The organism is Nonomuraea sp. NPDC049309 (assembly GCF_043196965.1).
Taxonomy (GTDB): domain Bacteria; phylum Actinomycetota; class Actinomycetes; order Streptosporangiales; family Streptosporangiaceae; genus Nonomuraea; species Nonomuraea fastidiosa.
In genome coordinates this window covers 47,538-64,859 of record NZ_JBICSH010000010.1, presented here as the reverse complement: position 1 = coordinate 64,859, position 17,322 = coordinate 47,538, and the positions used below count along the sequence as shown (strand labels likewise).

At 71.7% G+C, this 17,322-nt stretch carries 17 protein-coding genes and 1 pseudogene; 9 read left to right on the top strand and 9 right to left on the bottom strand.

Annotation, left to right across the window (positions count from 1 at the left end):
• On the bottom strand, positions 1-900 hold the full coding sequence (locus ACGFIM_RS38325; RefSeq protein ID WP_393211436.1) for an SDR family oxidoreductase: 900 nt from the start codon (positions 898-900) through the stop codon (positions 1-3).
• Between the two features lie 235 nt (positions 901-1,135).
• On the opposite strand from ACGFIM_RS38325, the gene ACGFIM_RS38320 reads away from it, so the two are divergent.
• Genes ACGFIM_RS38320 through ACGFIM_RS38310 form a run of 3 tightly spaced genes read left to right on the top strand, consistent with a single transcriptional unit; the run spans position 1,136 to position 4,177 of the window.
• A complete protein-coding gene (locus tag ACGFIM_RS38320) occupies positions 1,136-2,566 on the top strand; it encodes an MFS transporter (RefSeq protein WP_393211433.1) in 1,431 nt (476 codons plus the stop codon).
• A gap of 23 nt (positions 2,567-2,589) precedes the next feature.
• Entirely contained in the window at positions 2,590-3,009 is a 420-nt protein-coding gene (locus tag ACGFIM_RS38315) for an acyl-CoA thioesterase (protein ID WP_393211430.1), read from the top strand.
• Between the two features lie 13 nt (positions 3,010-3,022).
• On the top strand, positions 3,023-4,177 hold the full coding sequence (locus ACGFIM_RS38310; protein WP_393211427.1) for an MFS transporter: 1,155 nt from the start codon (positions 3,023-3,025) through the stop codon (positions 4,175-4,177).
• On the opposite strand, the gene ACGFIM_RS38305 is transcribed toward ACGFIM_RS38310, so the two are convergent.
• From ACGFIM_RS38305 to ACGFIM_RS38290, 4 genes are all read right to left on the bottom strand, one after another.
• Positions 4,172-5,680, bottom strand: coding sequence for an alpha-amylase family glycosyl hydrolase (locus ACGFIM_RS38305; RefSeq protein ID WP_393211546.1), 1,509 nt, complete (start codon positions 5,678-5,680; stop codon positions 4,172-4,174). The genes ACGFIM_RS38310 and ACGFIM_RS38305 overlap by 6 nt on opposite strands.
• An 18-nt stretch (positions 5,681-5,698) precedes the next feature.
• Complete coding sequence (locus ACGFIM_RS38300; RefSeq protein WP_364057803.1) at positions 5,699-6,079, bottom strand: globin; 381 nt, start codon at positions 6,077-6,079, stop codon at positions 5,699-5,701.
• Between the two features lie 10 nt (positions 6,080-6,089).
• Positions 6,090-6,953, bottom strand: coding sequence for a mechanosensitive ion channel family protein (locus ACGFIM_RS38295; protein ID WP_393211424.1), 864 nt, complete (start codon positions 6,951-6,953; stop codon positions 6,090-6,092).
• 593 nt (positions 6,954-7,546) lie between these two features.
• On the bottom strand, positions 7,547-7,831 hold the full coding sequence (locus ACGFIM_RS38290) for a hypothetical protein (RefSeq protein WP_393211422.1): 285 nt from the start codon (positions 7,829-7,831) through the stop codon (positions 7,547-7,549).
• 276 nt (positions 7,832-8,107) lie between these two features.
• Here ACGFIM_RS38290 and ACGFIM_RS38285 point away from each other — a divergent pair, with 276 nt between their 5' ends.
• The 6 genes from ACGFIM_RS38285 to ACGFIM_RS38260 all read left to right on the top strand — a co-directional run bounded on the left by ACGFIM_RS38285 (position 8,108) and on the right by ACGFIM_RS38260 (position 15,068).
• The gene (locus ACGFIM_RS38285; protein ID WP_393211419.1) at positions 8,108-9,655 is read left to right on the top strand and encodes an XRE family transcriptional regulator; all 1,548 of its coding nucleotides are present in this window, start codon (positions 8,108-8,110) and stop codon (positions 9,653-9,655) included.
• A complete protein-coding gene (locus ACGFIM_RS38280) occupies positions 9,652-10,140 on the top strand; it encodes a GNAT family N-acetyltransferase (RefSeq protein ID WP_393211416.1) in 489 nt (162 codons plus the stop codon). Before ACGFIM_RS38285 ends, ACGFIM_RS38280 begins: the two co-directional genes overlap by 4 nt.
• 302 nt (positions 10,141-10,442) lie before the next feature.
• Positions 10,443-11,696, top strand: coding sequence for a DMT family transporter (locus ACGFIM_RS38275; RefSeq protein ID WP_393211413.1), 1,254 nt, complete (start codon positions 10,443-10,445; stop codon positions 11,694-11,696).
• A gap of 200 nt (positions 11,697-11,896) precedes the next feature.
• Positions 11,897-13,603: a tetratricopeptide repeat protein gene (locus tag ACGFIM_RS38270; RefSeq protein WP_393211410.1), complete on the top strand. Its 1,707-nt coding sequence runs from the start codon at positions 11,897-11,899 to the stop codon at positions 13,601-13,603.
• A 120-nt stretch (positions 13,604-13,723) separates the two neighbouring features.
• The gene (locus ACGFIM_RS38265; protein WP_393211407.1) at positions 13,724-14,221 is read left to right on the top strand and encodes a hypothetical protein; all 498 of its coding nucleotides are present in this window, start codon (positions 13,724-13,726) and stop codon (positions 14,219-14,221) included.
• Positions 14,222-14,288: 67 nt separating this feature from the next.
• Entirely contained in the window at positions 14,289-15,068 is a 780-nt protein-coding gene (locus tag ACGFIM_RS38260) for a hypothetical protein (RefSeq protein WP_393211404.1), read from the top strand.
• 12 nt (positions 15,069-15,080) lie between these two features.
• Here ACGFIM_RS38260 and ACGFIM_RS38255 read toward each other — a convergent pair.
• From ACGFIM_RS38255 to ACGFIM_RS38240, 4 genes and pseudogenes are all read right to left on the bottom strand, one after another.
• Positions 15,081-15,308, bottom strand: a pseudogene (locus ACGFIM_RS38255) (NUDIX domain-containing protein); the annotation flags it as partial.
• Positions 15,309-15,333: 25 nt separating this feature from the next.
• Entirely contained in the window at positions 15,334-15,678 is a 345-nt protein-coding gene (locus ACGFIM_RS38250; RefSeq protein ID WP_393211401.1) for an ArsR/SmtB family transcription factor, read from the bottom strand.
• A 26-nt stretch (positions 15,679-15,704) separates the two neighbouring features.
• On the bottom strand, positions 15,705-16,337 hold the full coding sequence (locus ACGFIM_RS38245) for a DUF47 domain-containing protein (protein ID WP_393211398.1): 633 nt from the start codon (positions 16,335-16,337) through the stop codon (positions 15,705-15,707).
• 25 nt (positions 16,338-16,362) lie between these two features.
• The gene (locus tag ACGFIM_RS38240) at positions 16,363-17,313 is read right to left on the bottom strand and encodes an anion permease (RefSeq protein ID WP_393211395.1); all 951 of its coding nucleotides are present in this window, start codon (positions 17,311-17,313) and stop codon (positions 16,363-16,365) included.
• Positions 17,314-17,322: the final 9 nt, after the last annotated feature.

Here is a 17,322-nt window from a genome sequence, read left to right as displayed (position 1 = left end):
TCAGTCCTCCCGCCCGGGGATGCGGCCGTTGGTCAGCGCGTTGGGCTGGGCCTTCTCGACCAGGGCGGGGATGACCGAGCCCAGCTCCGCCGGGTCCCAGCGGCTGCCCTTGTCCACGCCGGGGCCGGCGTGCCAGCCCTCGGCCACGCTGATGGCGCCGCCGCGCACGTTGAACACCCGCCCCGTGATGGTGCGCGCCTCCGCGCTGGCCAGCCAGACGACCAGCGGCGCGATGTCCTCGGGGTCGGCGCCCTTGGCGCCCTTCGGCAGCAGGTTCTCGGTCATGCGGGTGAGCGCGGCGGGCGCGATGGCGTTGACCGTCACGCCGTAACGCTCCAGCTCCCTGGCGGCGATGATGGTCAGGCCCGCGATGCCGGCCTTCGCGGCGCCGTAGTTGCCCTGTCCCGGGTTGCCGTAGATGCCCGAGGACGATGTCGTGTTGATGATGCGGGCGTCCACCGGCTCGCCCGCCTTGGCCTTCGAGCGCCAGTAGGCGGCGGCGTGGCGCAGGGGCGCGAACGTGCCGCGCAGGTGCACCCTGATGACCGCGTCCCACTCCTCGGCGGTCATGTTGACCAGCATCCGGTCGCGCAGGATGCCCGCGTTGTTGACCAGCACGTCGAGCGTGCCGAAACGGTCGATGGCCGCGCGGATCAGCCGCTCGGCGCCGTCGAAGTCGGAGACGTCCTCGCCGTTGACGATGGCCTCGCCGCCCATGGCCTCGATCTCCGCGACCACCTCGGCCGCCGCCCCCGACCTGCCGGTGCCGTCCACCTCCGCTCCGAGGTCGTTGACCACCACCTTCGCGCCCTGCCTGGCGAACTCCAGGGCGTGCCCTCGCCCGATGCCCCTGGCCGCGCCCGTGACGATCACCACGCGGCCCTCGACTATCCCGCTCATCCGACACCTCGCTCCTAGACCGGCTGACGACGCATCGCGCAGCCCGACCGGCCGGCGGTGCGACCCGTTTCGGGTACGTCGCTCCGTGACCGGCCGGCGGTGCGACCCGCTGCTCGGGCACCTCGCTCCGTGACCGGCCGGCGGTGTCACCCGCTCAGCCGGCACCTCGCGCAGCTTGACCGGCTGGCGATGCGAATAAGATTCTAGTATTGAAATCTAGAAAGGATAAGGGCCTTTGGCGGCGACCACCCCGACCCTCGGCCACGCCTGGCGGACCCTGTCGGTCGTGAGCCTGGCCAGCGTCCTGACCGGGCTCGGCGGCAGCGCGATCAACGTCGCGCTCCCCGAGATCGCGCGGGAGACCGGCGCCGACGCCACCGCGGCGAGCTGGATACTCCTCGGCTACCAGTTGACCACGACCGTCCTCATGGTGGTATTCGGAAGACTGGCCGACTTGTTCGGCAGGCGCAGGATGTACCTGCTGGGGCTGGCCACGTACACGGTCGCCGCCCTGCTCGCCGGGCTCGCCCCGAGCCCCTGGCCGGTCGTCGCCATGCGGGTGGTGCAGGCCGCGGGCGCGGCCATGCTGCTCACCAACAGCGCCGCGCTGGTCAGCGACGCCTTCCCGCGCGAGCGGCTGGGCGAGGGCATGGGCGTGTACGTCGCCTCGTTCTCCATCGCCGGCCTCATCGGTCCCACGCTGGGCGGCGTGCTCGCCGCGAGCCTGGGCTGGCGCTGGGTGTTCTGGTTCAACGTGCCGATCGGCCTGATCTGCCTGCTGTGGGGCGCGCGCACGCTGCGCAGGACGGCGCCCGCCCGGCGCGACGGCGGGCTCGACGGGCCCGGCAGCCTGCTCGTGCTGCTGACGCTCGGCGGGCTGCTGCTCGCGCTGTCGGAGTTCACCAGGCTCGGCTGGGGACATCCCCTGGTGCTCGGCGGCGCGGTGCTCTTCCTGGTGGGGCTGCCGCTGTTCGTGCTCAGGGAACGCCGTGCCGCGCACCCCGTGGTGGACATGAGCCTCTTCCGCGAGCCGTCGTTCGCCTTCGGGACCCTCGCCTCCTTCCTCAACGCCGTCGCGCGCATGGGCATGGTCTTCCTCGTCGCGCTCTACTTCCAGGCCGTGCGCGGTGACGATCCCGTACGGGCCGGGCTCAAGGTGCTGCCGCTGGCCGTCGCCGCCATGACCGCCTCGGTGATCTCCGGTTTCCTGCAGCGCCGCTTCGGCGCCCGCACGCTCGCCGTGGCCGGGGCCGCCACCACCACCTGCGGGCTCGCGGTCATGATGGCCGTGATGTCCACGGCCATGCCGTACCCGGCGGTCGCCGCCGGGCTGGTGCTCATCGGGCTCGGCTCCGGCGTGTTCCTGCCCGCCAACAACACCGCCATACTCGACGGCCTGCCGTCCAACAGGCTCGGCATCGTCAACGCGATGCGCCTCATGCTGCAGAACACCGGAAACGTCGTCGGCACCGGCATGGTGCTGTCGATCCTCGTCGCGCCGCTGCCCGCCGCGCTGCACCAGCAGGTCTTCGCCGGCACGCTCGGCCTGCTGTCGGGGGAGGCGGTCGGGCAGCTGGTCCTCGGCTACCGGTGGGCGCTCGGCACGATGGCCGCGGTCTCGGTGCTGACCGTGCTGACCTGCCTGGCCCGCCGCCGCGCCACCTGAGCGCGCCCGGTACGGTGGCGGACGTGGTTGCACCTTCCCCGGAACGACGGCACATCTATCCGCGCGTGGTGAGATTCGGCGACATCGACTCTCAGGGCCATGTGAACAACGTGCGCTTCCTCGACTATCTGGAGGACGCGCGGTTCGGCATGCTCAGCATCGACCCGTACAACGAGGGCCACGAGCCCTTCGGAGGCCTCGTGGTGACCCGCCACGAGATCGACTACCGCCGCCCGCTGGGCTTTCGCGCGGCGCCCGTACGCGTCGAGACCTGGGTCACGGAGATCCGCCCGGTACGGTTCACGCTGCAGTACGAGATCCGCGACGACGAGGACCTCTACGTCACGGCGAAGTCGGTGCTCGCGGCCTACGACGCCGAGCGGGCCGCGCCGCGCCGCCTGACCGAGAGCGAGCTGGCCTACCTCAAGCGCTACGCGGTCTGAGCCGCCTCGGCCGATGAGACGGTGGTGGATGCTGGCGCTGGGCGTCAACGCGCACGCCAGCGTCACGTTAGGGCTGTACGGGCTGCCTCTGGTGATGCCCGAAATCCTGCGCCATTTCGGTGTCTCACTGCCTGTGGGCGGCCTGATCGGTAACGCCCCGGCGATAGGGATTCTGAGTGCCCTGGTCGCCTGGGGCGCGCTCGCCGACCGCCACGGCGAACGGCTCGTGCTCGGCCTCGGCGTCGGCCTGGCCGCCGTGACGCTGGCCGGCGCCGCCTTCGCCACGAGCACCTGGGCCGTGATCGCGCTGCTGGCCGCCGCCGGCGCGGGCGGCTCGGCCGCGATGGTCGGCGGCGGCCGGATCGTGCTGCGCTGGTTCCGGCCGCCGGAGCGCGGCGTCGCCATGGGCCTGCGCCAGGTCTCCTACACCCTCGGCATGGCCGTGGCCGCCTTCGTGCTGCCGCCCGTGGCCGCCGCTCACGGCCTGACCGGCGTGCTGCTGCTCTGCTCGGGCCTCGCGCTGCTCGCCGCCGTGCTGGCCGCGCTCTTCCTGGCCGAGCCGCCGCAGGCGGTGCCGGAGAGCAGGCCCGTCGCCGTGGGGTCGCCGTACCGGCAGCCCGCCCTGTGGCGGGTGCACGCCACCAGCGCCCTGCACGCGGTGCCGCAGATCGTCGTCGCCACGTACGGGGTGGACTGCCTGGTCACCTCCTACGGCTGGGACGGCGTCGCGGCCGGGCGGCTGTTCGGGGTGGCCGCGATCGCCGGCGCCGCCGTGCGCATCGTCGCAGGACGCTGGTCGGACCACACCGGCCTGCGCATGCGGCCGCTCCTGCTGCTCACGCTCTGGAACCTCGTCGTGCTCGCCCTGCTGGTCGCCGGGTCCTTCACCGGGGCCGCGTTCGGCGTGGCCATGCTCGCGCTCGCCTCGGTGATGACCGTGGCGGGCAACGGCCTGGCCTACCTCGCCGCCGGCGAGCTGGCCGGGCCCGGCTGGGCGGGGCGGGTGCTCGGCACGCACAACACCGTGCAGAACACCGTCGCGCTCGCCGCCACGCCGCTGCTGGGCCTGCTCATCGAGGGCTCAGGCTACTGGGCGGGCTTCGCCGCCGGCCTGGGCTGCGCGCTGATCTCGCTGCCCGTCATCCCGCTGCGGGCCGAGCGCTCATGACCGGCGGCGCAGCCACACCGCGGTGTCCGGCGGCAGCAGGTCGCGCCTGAGCGGGCCGCTCGGCAGCAGCACCTCGTCGTGCTCGGGCAGGCGTACGGGGCCGGTGCCGCAGTTGATCGCGCAGATCAGCGACCCCCTGGTGAAGAAAAGCGCTCCTTCGGGGGAATCGAGCCACTCCAAGGTATAAGGAATCTCCCCCACCAGCTCGCGGCGCAGCGCCAGCGCCCGCCGATAGAACTCCAGCGTCGAGTCCGCCACGCCCTCCTGCTTCTCCACGCTCAGCTCGGCGAACGAGGCGGGCTGCGGCAGCCACGGCTCCACCCCGCCCGGCGAGAACCCGTGCGAGGGCGGATCCACCGTCCACGGGATCGGCACCCGGCACCCGTCGCGCCCCGGCTGCTCGCCCTTCGTCTGGAAGAACACCGGGTCCTGCCTGGCGGCGTCCGGCAGGTCCGTGACCTCCGGCAGCCCCAGCTCCTCGCCCTGGTAGAGGTAGGCGGAGCCGGGCAGGGCCAGCATCGCGAGCAGCGCCGCCCTGGCCCGCGCCAGGCCCGTGCCGGGCTCGGCGCCCTCGTAGCGGGTGCGGTGGCGTACGACGTCGTGGTTGGACAGCACCCAGGTCGCGTGCGGCACGGCCGCCAGCGTGTCATCGATCACCTTGCGGAACGCCCCGGCCGACCACGGCGCCTGCAGCCAGGCGAAGTTGAAGCTCTGGTGCAGCTCGTCGGGGCGCACGTAGCGGGCCAGGTCCTCGTGGTCGTCGGTCCACACCTCGCCCACGGCCATCCGCTCGCCCGGGTAGGAGTCGAGCAGCCGCCGCCACTCGCGGTAGACGTCGTGCACCTCCGGCCGCCCCCACATCGGCGAGACCGTGCCGAAGGCCTGGTCGTCCACGTCGGGCAGCCCCTCCGCCTTGTACAGGCCCATCGCCACGTCGATGCGGAACCCGTCCACCCCGCGATCCAGCCAGAACCGCAGCACGTCGAGGAACATCTCGTGCACCTCGCGGTTGCGCCAGTTGAAGTCGGGCTGCGCCGGCGCGAACAGGTGCAGGTAGTACTGCCCGTCGGCGACCTGCGTCCAGGCGGGGCCGCCGAAGGTGGAGCGCCAGTTGTTGGGGCGGTCGCGGAAGATGTACCGGTCGCGGCCCGTCCCGCGCAGCGCCTCCTGGAACCAGGGGTGCTCCGACGAGCTGTGGTTGGGCACGATGTCCACGATCACCCGCAGGCCCAGCTCGTGCGCGCGGGCCACCACGGCGTCGAAGTCGGCGAGCGAGCCGAACATCGGGTCCACGCCCCGGTAGTCGGCCACGTCGTAGCCGCCGTCGGCCATGGGGGAGGGGTAGAACGGCGTCAGCCAGATGGCGTCGACGCCCAGGTCTCGCAGATAGGGCAGGCGCTCGCGGATGCCGGCCAGGTCGCCGACGCCGTCTCCTGAGGCGTCGGCGAAACTGCGAACGTAGATCTCGTAGACGACCGCGTCACGCCACCAGGGGATCTCCATGTGGCGTGTCATGCCCCGTTACGTGGGGGAGTTCACCAGGCTGTGGGCGGCGTACACCAGGTAGTCCCACAGCCGCTTCTCGTACTCCTCCGGCAGATCGAGCTCGTCGACCGCGTCGCGCATGTGGCGCAACCAGGCGTCCCGCTCGCGCTCGCCGATGACGAACGGCATGTGGCGCATGCGCAGCCGGGGGTGGCCGCGCTGCTCGCTGTAGGTCTTGGGACCGCCCCAGTACTGGATCAGGAAGCCCCGCAGCCGCTCTTCCGCGCCGGTGAGGTCGGCTTCCGGATAGAGCGGCCGCAGCAGCGGGTCTTCCGCAACCCCCTCATAGAAGCGGTGTACGAGGCGCCGGAACGTCTCCTCGCCCCCGACGGCGTCGTAAAAGGAGGTTTCAGTCACGATTACTAGCTTAGGCGCTGCCCACAAGCTGGATGCCCGCCGTGTCGAGGGCGTGCTTGACCCGCAGCCGCATCTCGCGCGCCACCTCGGACTGCGCGGCCGGCAGCGTCTTGGTGGTGAGGCGGAACACCAGCGAACTGTCGGACATCTGCTCCACGCCGAACACCTGCGGCTGCTCCACCATCTTGGTCTCGCGCAGCTCGGGGTCGGCCCACATCTCCTCGGCCACCTGTTCGAGCAGCACCTTGACGCCCACCACGTCGGCGTCGTACGGCACCGGCACGTCGACGTACGCCCGCGACCAGCCCTGCGACTCGTTGCCGACCCGGGTGATCGTGCCGTTGCGGATGTACCACACCCGTCCGTCGGCGTCGCGCAGCCGGGTGATGCGCAGCGTGACCGCCTCGACCGTGCCCACGGCGGGGCCGGCGTCGATCACGTCGCCCACGCCGTACTGGTCTTCGAGCAGCATGAACATGCCGGCGATGAAGTCCTTCACCAGCTCCTGGGCGCCGAAGCCGACCGCCACGCCCACGATGCCGACGCTCGTGAGCAGCGGGGCGATCGGGATCGTGAGCCGGTCGAGCACCGTCAGCACCGCGGTGCCGAGCACCACCACCGACACGACGTACCTGAGGATCGAGCCCAGGGTCTCGGCGCGCTGCTTGCGCCGCTCGTGCAGCAGCGCGTCGATGCCGTCTGTCGCCGCTCCTCTGCGGAACCTGCTGGTGAGCGAGCCGCTCATCGCCGCCCGGTGCACCACCTTCGTGATGATCCGCACGGCGAACTTCCGCACGACGAAGGCGAACACGAGGATGAGGACGATGGTGATCGCGTTGGACACCAGCGGCGCCCAAGGCTCGTTGCCGAACACCCTCACCAGCGTAGAGCAGAGGATGGTGTCGCTTTTGCAGACCGCCGACATCTCCGTGGCGATTTCGTCGACGTCCGGCAGCAGTGACGGAGACGGCGACGTCGGCTGTGGCGACGGCGTCACCAGCAGTAACACTATGGTGGATCCCCCTCCGGAAGCGGAACGGCCGACCCTTTGGACCGTTTCGATCCAAAAATACCGTCGGCCGAACCGCCCGCCGTCACATCACGCCGGGGAAGACGGGGTCGCCGGCTCTCTGGGCCGCGGAGGGAGAGAGGCGGCGCTCCGATGACGGACGGCTCGGACGGGACACGCACCCGGAAGCGTGTCCCGAGCCGGTTCCGGGAGGGATCCCCCGGACACCCGCCCGGCTGCGCGGACGGGTGGCTCGTGGTGCGGCCGGTACGGCCGGCCGGAACCGGCGGGGTGACCAGAGGCCCGGTACTTCGGCGCCCCTCCGCACCGGCCACCCCGCCGGCCCCCAGGAGCCGCCGTGGGTCGCGGTGAGCCGCGGTGGCTGCGCTCCACCCGGTTCACCGCCGTGCGCCGTGACGAGCCGCGGTGGCTGCGCTCCACCCGGTTCGCCACGTCGTTCACTCACCCGCGACGGCGAGCACGCGGGCGACCTTGTTCGCCGCACCGGCCGGATCGTCGGCCGTGTGCATCCGGTCGCCCCACGACCAGCAGTACCACCAGGACGAGGCGTCCGAGACGGCGGCCGGGCGGCACGTGACGTTCTCGGACAGGCTTGTGGCGTCCGGGTTGATCACCCGGACGAAGGTGCGCCCGCTCTGCGTGCGGACCACTCGGGCGAGCAGACCGCGGGCGCCGAGCTCGGTCACCAGACGCTCAAGGTGCTCGAAGTTGTCGTCCCCCACCGTTCGTCCCTCCCTTGTGATTCGTGGCCGGTGCGCCAAACATGGCCCAAGTCAGGGGATTGCGCAACGGGGCTGTTCGTTCACGGGGAGTCGCTTCTCACTCATGGGTTGTAAGAAACAGTCCTCGGGAGGACGATCCTTAACCGTAGGCTCCCTATCGGCGTTTCCCATCTCGCTGTCATTGCTTCATAGTCATGGGTAGGCGTACAGCGACTCAAGGGCTACGCTGAGTCACCAGTTGCGGACCGGTCGAGACTTGCGTGAGAGGGGCCGGGGATGTCCGGCAGACAGCACCGAGAGACTGAGATCGCTCGGCGGATCAGGGCCAGGGGCCTCGCCGCGGGGCGCACCACGGCCCAGATCGCCGATGAGATTCATGAGGCGTGCACCGCGCAGTTCAGCACGACTCGCATCAAGGCGCATCGTCTGGCGTACGGCATCGCGCTCGCCGACGTGATCGAACAGGTGCGCGCCCTGTTCGAGCGCGACAACAAGCCGATGCCCGGCATCGGCGAGACGCTGCTGTCGGCGTACGAGAGCGGCCTGAAACGCCCCGGCCCCGAGTACCTGCACTATCTGTGCACCGTCTACCGCGTCGAGCCGATCGCCCTCGGCTACGACGCGCCCTGCATATGCGGCCACAGCCACCGCGCCCCGAGCCCCGGCATCGAGATCAAGGAGCGCTGCGGCCAGCAGGAGCGCGACCTGACGATCAAGCCGGCCGACCCCGAGCCCGACCCCGACGCGGAGGAGGACGAGAACATCCTCCGGCGCACCCTCTTAAACCTGCTCAACACCGACGGCAAGGGCGTGAAGCTCGACGGTCCGGTGCTGGGGGCGTGCGAGGGCATCCGGCGCAGGATGGACGAGACGCTGGTCTCGGCCACGGTTTCGGCCGCGATGCTCGACCAGTGGGAGGAGGCGACGGTCAGCTTCGGCCGCCAGTACACGACGACGGCCCCGCTGCGGCTGCTGTGCGACGTGCTGCTGGAGCTGAGCGCCGTGCGCACGGCGATGTCCCGCCGCCAGCCGATCGACCTGCAGGAGCGGCTGTGCAGGATGGCCGCCCAGCTCGCCGGCCTGAGCGGGATGATCCTCATCAACCTCGGCGATCACCGGCTGGCCCGCTCGTTCTTCCGCACCGGGCGCACCGCCGCCGACGAGACCGGCGACCGCGCGCTGCGGGCGTGGATCTGCGCCCGCGAGTCGCTCGTCCCCCTGTACTTCGGCGACGCCCGCGAGGCGCTCAACCTCGCGAAGAAGAGCCGCGACATGGCGGGCTCCATGCCGTGCCCGGCGCAGGCCATGGCGCCGGTCGTCGAGGCCAGGGCGCTGGCCGCGCTGGCCGCGGGCGACGGCAACAAGAAGGAGATCGTCGATCAGGCCAAGCGCGCGCTGGCACGGGCGCGCAACGCGTTCGCCCACATGAGGGCCGAAGACCGCGAGGACGTCGCCTTCGGCTACACCGAAAAGCAGCTCTACTTCTACCAGGGCGACGTGCTCACCAAGCTCGGCCAGACGATCGAGGCGGAGGTCGTCCTCGACCAGGCGCTCACCAAGTACGAAGACCACATCCTCGACCAGACCCTGATCCGGCTCGACCAGGCCCAGTGCAAGCTCATCGACGGCGAGCTGGCGGAGGCCGTGGCCATCGGCACCCGCGCGCTCAGCCTGGTCGGCGACGAGTACTTCACCGACCTCATCGTCCGTCCCGCGCTCGCGCTCGGGGAGGCGCTCAAGGCCGCCGGCGCGCCAGGGGTGGACGAGTACTTCGCACAGCTTCGACGACCCAAACAGCACCTGATGCAAGGGGGCGATAAATGAAGCTGAGGATCAGGCGTTATCGCTGGTCCGACCTCGACACCCTGCTCGCGCTGCACCGGATCTGCCTCGCCGAGGTGGGCCTGGTGCCGGGAGACGGCGTCTACTACGAAGACGACTTCCCCCGCATCCAGGAGGTCTATCTCGCCTGCGGCGGCGACTTCCTGGTGGGCGAGGTGGGCTCGCGGATCGTGGCGATGGGCGGTCTGAAACCCATCGACACCTCCACGGCCGAGGTCTGCCGGCTGCGCGTGCATCCCGAACATCAACGGCGCGGATACGGCGCTGCCATGCTCGCCGCCCTCGAGCGGCGCGCGGTCGAGCTCGGCTTCCAGCGGGTGCGCGGTGACACCACGCTCAATCAGGAAGCCGCGCTGGCGCTCTACCAGCGCCGGGGCTGGCGCGAGCTCTCCCGCGAGCGGGTCGGCGAGCACACCGTCATCTACGGAGAGAAACGGCTCGTCCCGCGCGCCGTTATGGAAAGCTGACCAGTCCCGCTCACGTACGACCCCAAATACCCCCTCCTGGGGTCGCCACCTCTGCTTTTCCCGGTGACTGTTCCCGGGGACCCCGGCGTGACATGCCCGCCGAATCCCTTTGAGGACGTTCCGCGGTCCCGCCCGACCGGGCCCGATATCTGCGCGGAACGTGTCCGAGACGCCCCCTTCAGCCCTCGCGGATGAGGTGTTACGAACCCACGGGTGAGGCTCTTACCACCGAGGTGTAAGCAACCCTCACCGGCTGCGCCCTGTATATCTGACGTCGCGAATAGTAGTGCCATGCTTTTTCCATGGCAGTCTTGCCCGCTCCCCGCCCCCTACTGGGAGCCGCGCTCCTGTTGTTCGTCAGTGCCGCCTGGGGGTCGGCGTTCCCGCTGATGAAAGATCTCATCCCCCGTTTACCGGTGGAGGATCTGCTCGCCGAGCGGTATCTCATCGCGGGTCTCACGCTGATCGTCATCAGGCCGCGCGGCCTTCGGGGGATGTCGCGCCGCTCCTGGTTCCACGGCGTGATTCTGGGGTTCCTGTTCGGGGTGGGGCAGACGGCGCAGGCGATGGCGCTCAAGGACCTTCCGTCCGCGATCTCGGGCTTCGCCGTGGGGTGCAGCGTGGTCATCACGCCGCTGCTGTCGCTGGTGCTCTTCCGGCAGCGGGTGCCGCGGCGCATCTGGGCGGGGGTGGTGCTCGCACTGGCGGGCATGGGGGTGTTCACGCTCGTACGCGGCATGGACGCCGACGGCATGTCACTGCCCGCGCTGGGGATCACGCTCCTCGCCGCCGCTCTCTACTCGGGTCACACGCTCTTTCTCGCCCATCTGTCCAAACGGCCGTCGGGTTTTCCCGCGTACGGGCTGACCACCGTGCAGCTGCTCACCATCGGCGTGCTCACCGGCGGTTTCGCCGTACGCGACGGGATCTCCGTGCCGGGCGACCTGCCCGACTGGCTGATCCTCGCCCACCTGTCGGTGGTGTCGTGCGCGCTGGGCTTTCTGGCCCGCTCGTACGGGCAGGCGCACGTGCCCGCCATGCCGAGCCAGATCCTCATGTCCACGCAGCCCGTGTGGGTGGCCGCCATCGCGGTCATCTGGTTCGACGAGCCGATGGGCTGGGGCATGGTGCTCGGCGGCGTGCTGATGGGCGGGGCGACGCTGCTCGCGCTGCCCAGATCCGCGGGGCCGCCGCCGGACGAACGGCGCCGCCGTCACCTGCTCTCCGTCGCCCGCAGGGCCGCTCACGTGCTGGCCGAGCAGCGCGTCAAGCGCGAGGACCGGCTGCGGCTCGAGCGCGGGCCCGTACCGTACATCAACAGCAGCGCCTGTACGGACGCCGCGTCGTGCCCCTGGCAGACCCGCTCGCTCAAGGGCGGCGCGGAGCCCAGCCTGGAGCGCCTGCTCGACCGGGCCACCCGCATCGTGCGGGCCAAGAGCCTGCCGGGGCCGGGATGCTGTCAATCGATCACGTTGCTGGGGCGGTGCCTGTGCGACCTCATGGAGGATTCCGAGCGGTCTCATACCACAGGATTGCACCGCTGGTTTCGCTCCTAATGGGTTACATATGCCATTCGGAAGGCAAGTGGATTTTATCCATTAGCCTCCCACTTAATTCGAATAAATCTTGCTATTCGGTGGGGTGTCCCAATAATGGGTGATTAACCCCGAGTGGAGAGGCACGCCATGAAACGCATCGTCGTCCGCAAGCCTGGAACCGCGAGGCTCGCAGGGACCTCCAGCGTCATTCACAAGGGGTGACCGAGGAGAGGTCCCACCTCAAGGTCGAGGGCGGACCACCCGCCCGGAACGGGGCCGCGCGGCTGCTGATGCCGATGATCGACGCGCATCGGCGGCCGCGCGGCCCCTACACCTTCGCCGCCGCCCTCCTCGGCCACCTGGTGCCGGCGGCGCTGCGGGACGCTCCTGACCTGGTGGCCGCACACGACATCGAGATCCTGGCCGCCGCGCCCGAGCTGGCCGGCAGCGTGCCCGCACGGCGCGGCACGATCGACGCCCGGCTCTCCGACGAGGAACGCATCCTCGTGCCCGCGCCCCGCCGCACGCTGCGGCTGGCCAACGGGATCGCCGAGTTCGTCCGCGACGCCGTGCCGCCCGGGTCGGCCATCGCCGTGTGCAACGCGGCCGCCGCCGACCCCACCGACACCGAGCTGCTCGACGTGCTCATGCGGCGCGTACCGCCCGAGACCCTGGCGATCACCGTCTACTCCGGCGGACCCGAACCCCCGCCTGGGCCCAGCGCCCCCGAGGAGCTGTGGCCGCTCGTCGATCGCTGCATGCGCGAAGGATTCCTGCACGCCGCCGTCGAGCTCGGCCGCCTGGGCATGGCGGGCACGCGGGCCGGCGGAGCCCGCTGGTGGGACTTCGCCCAGCGCACCGCCACCGCGCTCGGCGGGCTCGGACGCACCGACGAGGCCCGCGAGCTGTGGGACCGCGTACGCGAGGCCAGCCAGGACCCCGCCATGCACGCCGCGGCCGCGTACGGCACCGCCATGCTCGACGCCCGCCACCCCGACCCCGCCGAACGCGACCTCACCCGCGCCCGCGCCTGGCTCAACCTCGCCATCGCCATCTCCGGCCTGCTGCCCGACCCCGCGGAACGCGCCTTCAAACTCGGCTTCGACCGCAACGGCCTGGCGCTCGTCGAACTGCGCCAGGGCCGGATCGACGCCGCGCTGTCCCTCGTCGAATCCGCCATCGAGCTGGCCCGCGAGCTCGGCCCCCGCCACCCCGTCCACCGGATGGTGCTGCTCGCCAACCGCGCCCAGTTACTGGCCGCCCACGGGCGCCACAAGGAGGCCCTGGAGGACTACGCCGCCGCGATCGCCCTCGACCCCGGCTTCCCCGACTACTACCTCGAACGCGGCAACCTGCTCTTCCGGCTCGGGCGGCACGAGGAGGCGCTGGCCGACTTCGAACAGGCCATCGCCGCTGGGCCGCCGCTGCCCGAGGCGTACTACAACCGGGCGGAGCTGCGTACCGTGCGGGGCGACATCGACGGCGCCCTCGCCGACCTCACCCGCGTCATCGAGCTCGACCCCGGCTACCTGGACGCCTACATCAACCGCGCCGGCCTGCTCGCCGCGCTCGACCGCGACGACGCGGCCAGGGCGGACGTCGACGCCGGGCTCGCCCTCGCGCCCGGCAACCCGCACCTGCTCACCGTGCTCGGCCAGCTCGAGACCGCCGCCGGCCGCTTCCCCGAGGCCGCCACCGCCCTCGACCTCGCCGTGGACCACGCCCCCGACCTGGCCGCCGCCTGGGGCAACCGCGGCGTCCTGCGCTACGCGACCGGCGACCTCGAAGGCGCGCTGGCCGACCTCACCCAGGCCATCGCCCTCGACCCCCAGCCCGACCTGTACGCCAACCGCGCCATCGTCCTGCGCGCCCTCGGCCGCCACCCGGAAGCCACCGCCGACGACCACCGCGCCACCACCTCGTGAAGCCGTCCACCGGCCGCTGAGCCCCGGGCCGGCGTGCTCGCCGCGCCGTGCTCGCTGCCGCAGCTCCTGCCACGCTCCACCCGGGCAGGGTGCGGGCGGGACGGTGGGAGCATGTGGAGCATGGGGCGGCGAATCGGGCGAGGTGCGGCGGTGTGCGGGGCGCTCGGCGCCTGGTGGTGGGCGAGCATGCGGCTGGCCTGGGCGGGCGTCGGGTGCGGCGACTGGGGGTGCCTGGTCCCGGCCATCGGCGTGGTCGCCGCCATCAGCCTGGCGCTGCTGGCCGTCGCGGCGTACGCGCTGGACGGGGCGGGCGTGCGCCCCGGACGGCGGGTGGCGCTGGTCGCGACCGGGATGTACGCGGTGTTCAGGCTGGCGGCGGGGCCCTTGCCGTCGTGGACGTCCACGCTCGCGCACGCGGCGGCGGAGCCGCTGCCGTCGTGGACGTCCGCACCGGCCCACCTGGTGGCCACCGGCGCGATGTTCGCGGCAGCCGGCGCGCTGGCGGCGTACGTGACGGAGCCCAGGACCCCGCGCGGCGGGCGGATCGCGGCGATCGCCGGCGTCGCCGCGCTGATTCCCGCCGCCCTGGCGATCACCCTCACCGTGTACGACCTGTGAGGAACCTCGCCGTCGTCTCCGGCGCGGATGACGCGGCGCGGGCGGCCGGTGGGTCTACGGTTGGGGCGTGAGCTTCAACGAGCTGCTCGACGACCTCGACCAGAGCGCCGGCGCCCAGGCGGCGGGCATCAGGCGCGGCTACGGCGGGCCGCCCGCCCGCACGGTCGCGGTCAGCTCGGGCCTGACCAGGCTGCGCTGCGCCTCCCTGCTCAAGCCCCTGTACGCCTGGGTGACGGCCGGCCGCATCGGCGACGCCGAGCGGTGGCGCAGGCACGCCGAGCCCGCGGTGGTCGTCTCGTCCAACGCCGACACGCTCGCCCTGTGGCTGTCGGTGGGGCCCCGCGTCATCCTCGACGACCTGTACGAGCGCACCGGCGTGCGCTGGACGCCGCCCAATGGCGACCCGTCGCGGTTCGGCTCTGTCGAGGTCGCGGCCGGCGAGGTGGCCGCCGCGTACGCGGTGCTCGCCCAGGCCGCCGCGACCGGCGACCCGGTGGCGGAGGCGGTGCTCGGCTGGATGGCGAAGGTGCCGGAGTCGCAGACGTTCGGGGCGCGCCAGGCGGTGGGCAGGGCGGACGCCGCGGTCAAGTGCGGCTGGTACGGCGGCCCCGACGAGACGTGCCTGCGCACGCACGCGGTGGCGGTCGTGCCGCAAGGGGGCACGAGGGTGAGCGTGGTCGTGGCGATGACCGCGCTGCCCTACACCGATCCGCACGAGCGCGAGGTCTATCGGGAGCGGGTCAACACCGGCATGTCCGTGGAGGACCGGCACGAGAAGCTGGCGGGCGAGCTGCTGCGCGGCCTCATGACGCGGACGATGACCGAGCTGGGGCACGGCGAGCGGTGAACCCGGACCGGGTCAGGCCGGCCGCTGAGACCGCGTCAGCCGCTCGATGATCTCCGGGAGCTCCGGCGGGTCGACGCCCTCCGGCAGCTCCTCGGCCGGCTCGCGCCGTGCGGCCTCCAGCGGGCTCTCCCCGGGTTCGAGCCGGCCGCCCGGCGGCTCGAAGACGTCGGCGCCGGCGATCCGGTCGTACCAGTGCATCAAGAGCACCCGGCCGTCGCGGTCGAGGCAGACGGCGCGGGCGCGGGGGTGGAGTCCTGGGCCTCGGTCATGCGTCCTCGCCGATCACCAGCGCGAGCAGCCCGGGGAAGCGCTCGTCGAATTCGGCGCGGCGCAGCCGGTTGAGCCGGCGCGCGCCCTCGTCGCGCTGTTCGAGCAGCCCGACGTTGCGCAGGACGGAGAAGTGGTGGCTGAGCGTGGACTTGGCGACGGGCAGGTGGTTGAACGTGCCGCAGGCCCGCTCCCAGTCGGGCACCTCGGCCAGCTCGCGCACGATACGGCGGCGGATCGGGTCGGCGAGCGCCTCCAGGGCGGCCTGGAGCGTGACCTCGGCGGGCGCGGTGTGGGTGAGCCCGCGGGCCCTGCTCGACGCGGTGCGCACGTTCTGTTGCATCTCAGTCGAACATCCTACCTGCGGGTTCACCGCTTCATGGCGCCGTCGGCGATCGCGTCGGCCGCCTCGCCGATCGCGATGCCGACGATCTCCAGCCGCCGCACCAGCTCGCGCTCCTTCATGGCCTCGGCGGACAGCTCGCCGGAGAAGATGCGGGAGATCTCGTACTGGTACATGCGCCGGATCGCGCCGCCCGCCTTCTTCGCCTCCAGTGCGTCCTGCGCCACCACGGAGGGCCGGGAGGTGAGGTTGCGCACGGCGTTCTCCAGGGCGTCGATGCCGACGATGACCTGGTCGAGCAGCGGCGTGAAACGGATCTGGTCGGGCACCCGGTACAGGTGGGACTCGCGGACGAAGTCGCGCAGCGAGTCGAGCACGTCGTCGATCGAGCGCGAGAGCCGGAACAGGTCCTCGCGGTCGATGGGCGTGACGAGGGCGGTCTTGAGCTCGTCGATGAGGCGGGCCCGCTCCTCGTCGCCGAGGTGCTCGATCGAGCGCATCTGCTCGTGCGCGCCCGTTCTGCCGACCTCACCGCCGATCATGGCCATGGCCAGCCACGCGCCCTCCTTCGTGGCCTCGAGCTGGCCGAGCAGCGCCTCGGACAGCGCGCTGTCCATGCGCCCGGTCATGAGGTCCCGGATCCGCCTCAGTCGTTTCACGTACGCACCCCCACTAACAAGATCGTCACGACAGCCTCACGCCCGCGAATCCCTTCACCAGTAGTGCGAGGCCCCATCCCAGGAGCGCGCTGGCCGGCAGCGTCAGCAGCCAGGCCGCCACGATCTTGCTCGCGGCGTACCAGCGGACCCGGCCGCCGCCCTGCGCGACGCCCGCGCCGATGAGCGCGCCCGCGATGGCCTGGGTCATGCTCACCGGCATGCCGGCCGCCGCGGACGCGATCACGGCCGTGCCGGCCGACAGCTCGGCGGCGACGCCGTGCGGGGGCCGGGAGACGATGATCTCGCGGCTGAGCGTGCGGCCGCCCCTGGGCAGCCCGTACATGGTGCCGATGCCGAACAGCACCGCGACCAGCACCGTGTACTGGACGGGCGCCCCGGTGAAGCCGGCCGCGACCATGAACACGGCCAGCATCTTCTGGGCGTCGTTGGCCGCGTACGCCAGCGTCTGCAGCAGGAACCCGGCCCAGTGCCAGCGCCACAGGCCCCGCGCGGTGGTGGCGGCGACGAGCACCCGGATGAGCACCCACGCCAGCAGCCCGCCGACGAAGGGCGCCGCGATGCCGAACGCCAGCACCAGCGCGACCGACCCGCCGGAGACCGGCAGGCCCCAGCCGAGCCCGGCCCCGGTGAGCCCGCCGACGACGGCCAGCGTCAGGCTGGTCGGGCGGCCTTTCGCGCTGAGCACGGTCACCACGATCAGCGCGGCCACGACCGCGATCGTCATCGCGGCGCGCCCGCCGGGGTCGTCGAACGAGGCCAGCCGGTTGACGAACGTCAGCGCCACCTGGTGGGTGAGCAGCGGCACGGTGGCCACCGCGACGACGAGCACCGCGACCCCGGTCACCGGCCGCACGGTGGGCAGTTTGAGCCCCGTCGCGACCAGTGCACCGCCGTCGTTGACCCCTGAGATCACGGCGAACAGACAGGCCACCACGATCAGTACGACGGCGTCCAAGGAAACGTG

What these genes read in the sequence shown, in the direction of transcription:
- ACGFIM_RS38325 (WP_393211436.1), bottom strand. Translation starts at nt 900, where the DNA reads ATGAGCGGGATAGTCGAGGGCCGCGTGGTGATCGTCACGGGCGCGGCC.
- ACGFIM_RS38310 (WP_393211427.1), top strand. Translation starts at nt 3,023, where the DNA reads ATGAGACGGTGGTGGATGCTGGCGCTGGGCGTCAACGCGCACGCCAGC.
- ACGFIM_RS38305 (WP_393211546.1), bottom strand. Translation starts at nt 5,680, where the DNA reads ATGGAGATCCCCTGGTGGCGTGACGCGGTCGTCTACGAGATCTACGTT.
- ACGFIM_RS38285 (WP_393211419.1), top strand. Translation starts at nt 8,108, where the DNA reads ATGTCCGGCAGACAGCACCGAGAGACTGAGATCGCTCGGCGGATCAGG.
- ACGFIM_RS38280 (WP_393211416.1), top strand. Translation starts at nt 9,652, where the DNA reads ATGAAGCTGAGGATCAGGCGTTATCGCTGGTCCGACCTCGACACCCTG.
- ACGFIM_RS38275 (WP_393211413.1), top strand. Translation starts at nt 10,443, where the DNA reads ATGGCAGTCTTGCCCGCTCCCCGCCCCCTACTGGGAGCCGCGCTCCTG.
- ACGFIM_RS38265 (WP_393211407.1), top strand. Translation starts at nt 13,724, where the DNA reads ATGGGGCGGCGAATCGGGCGAGGTGCGGCGGTGTGCGGGGCGCTCGGC.
- ACGFIM_RS38250 (WP_393211401.1), bottom strand. Translation starts at nt 15,678, where the DNA reads ATGCAACAGAACGTGCGCACCGCGTCGAGCAGGGCCCGCGGGCTCACC.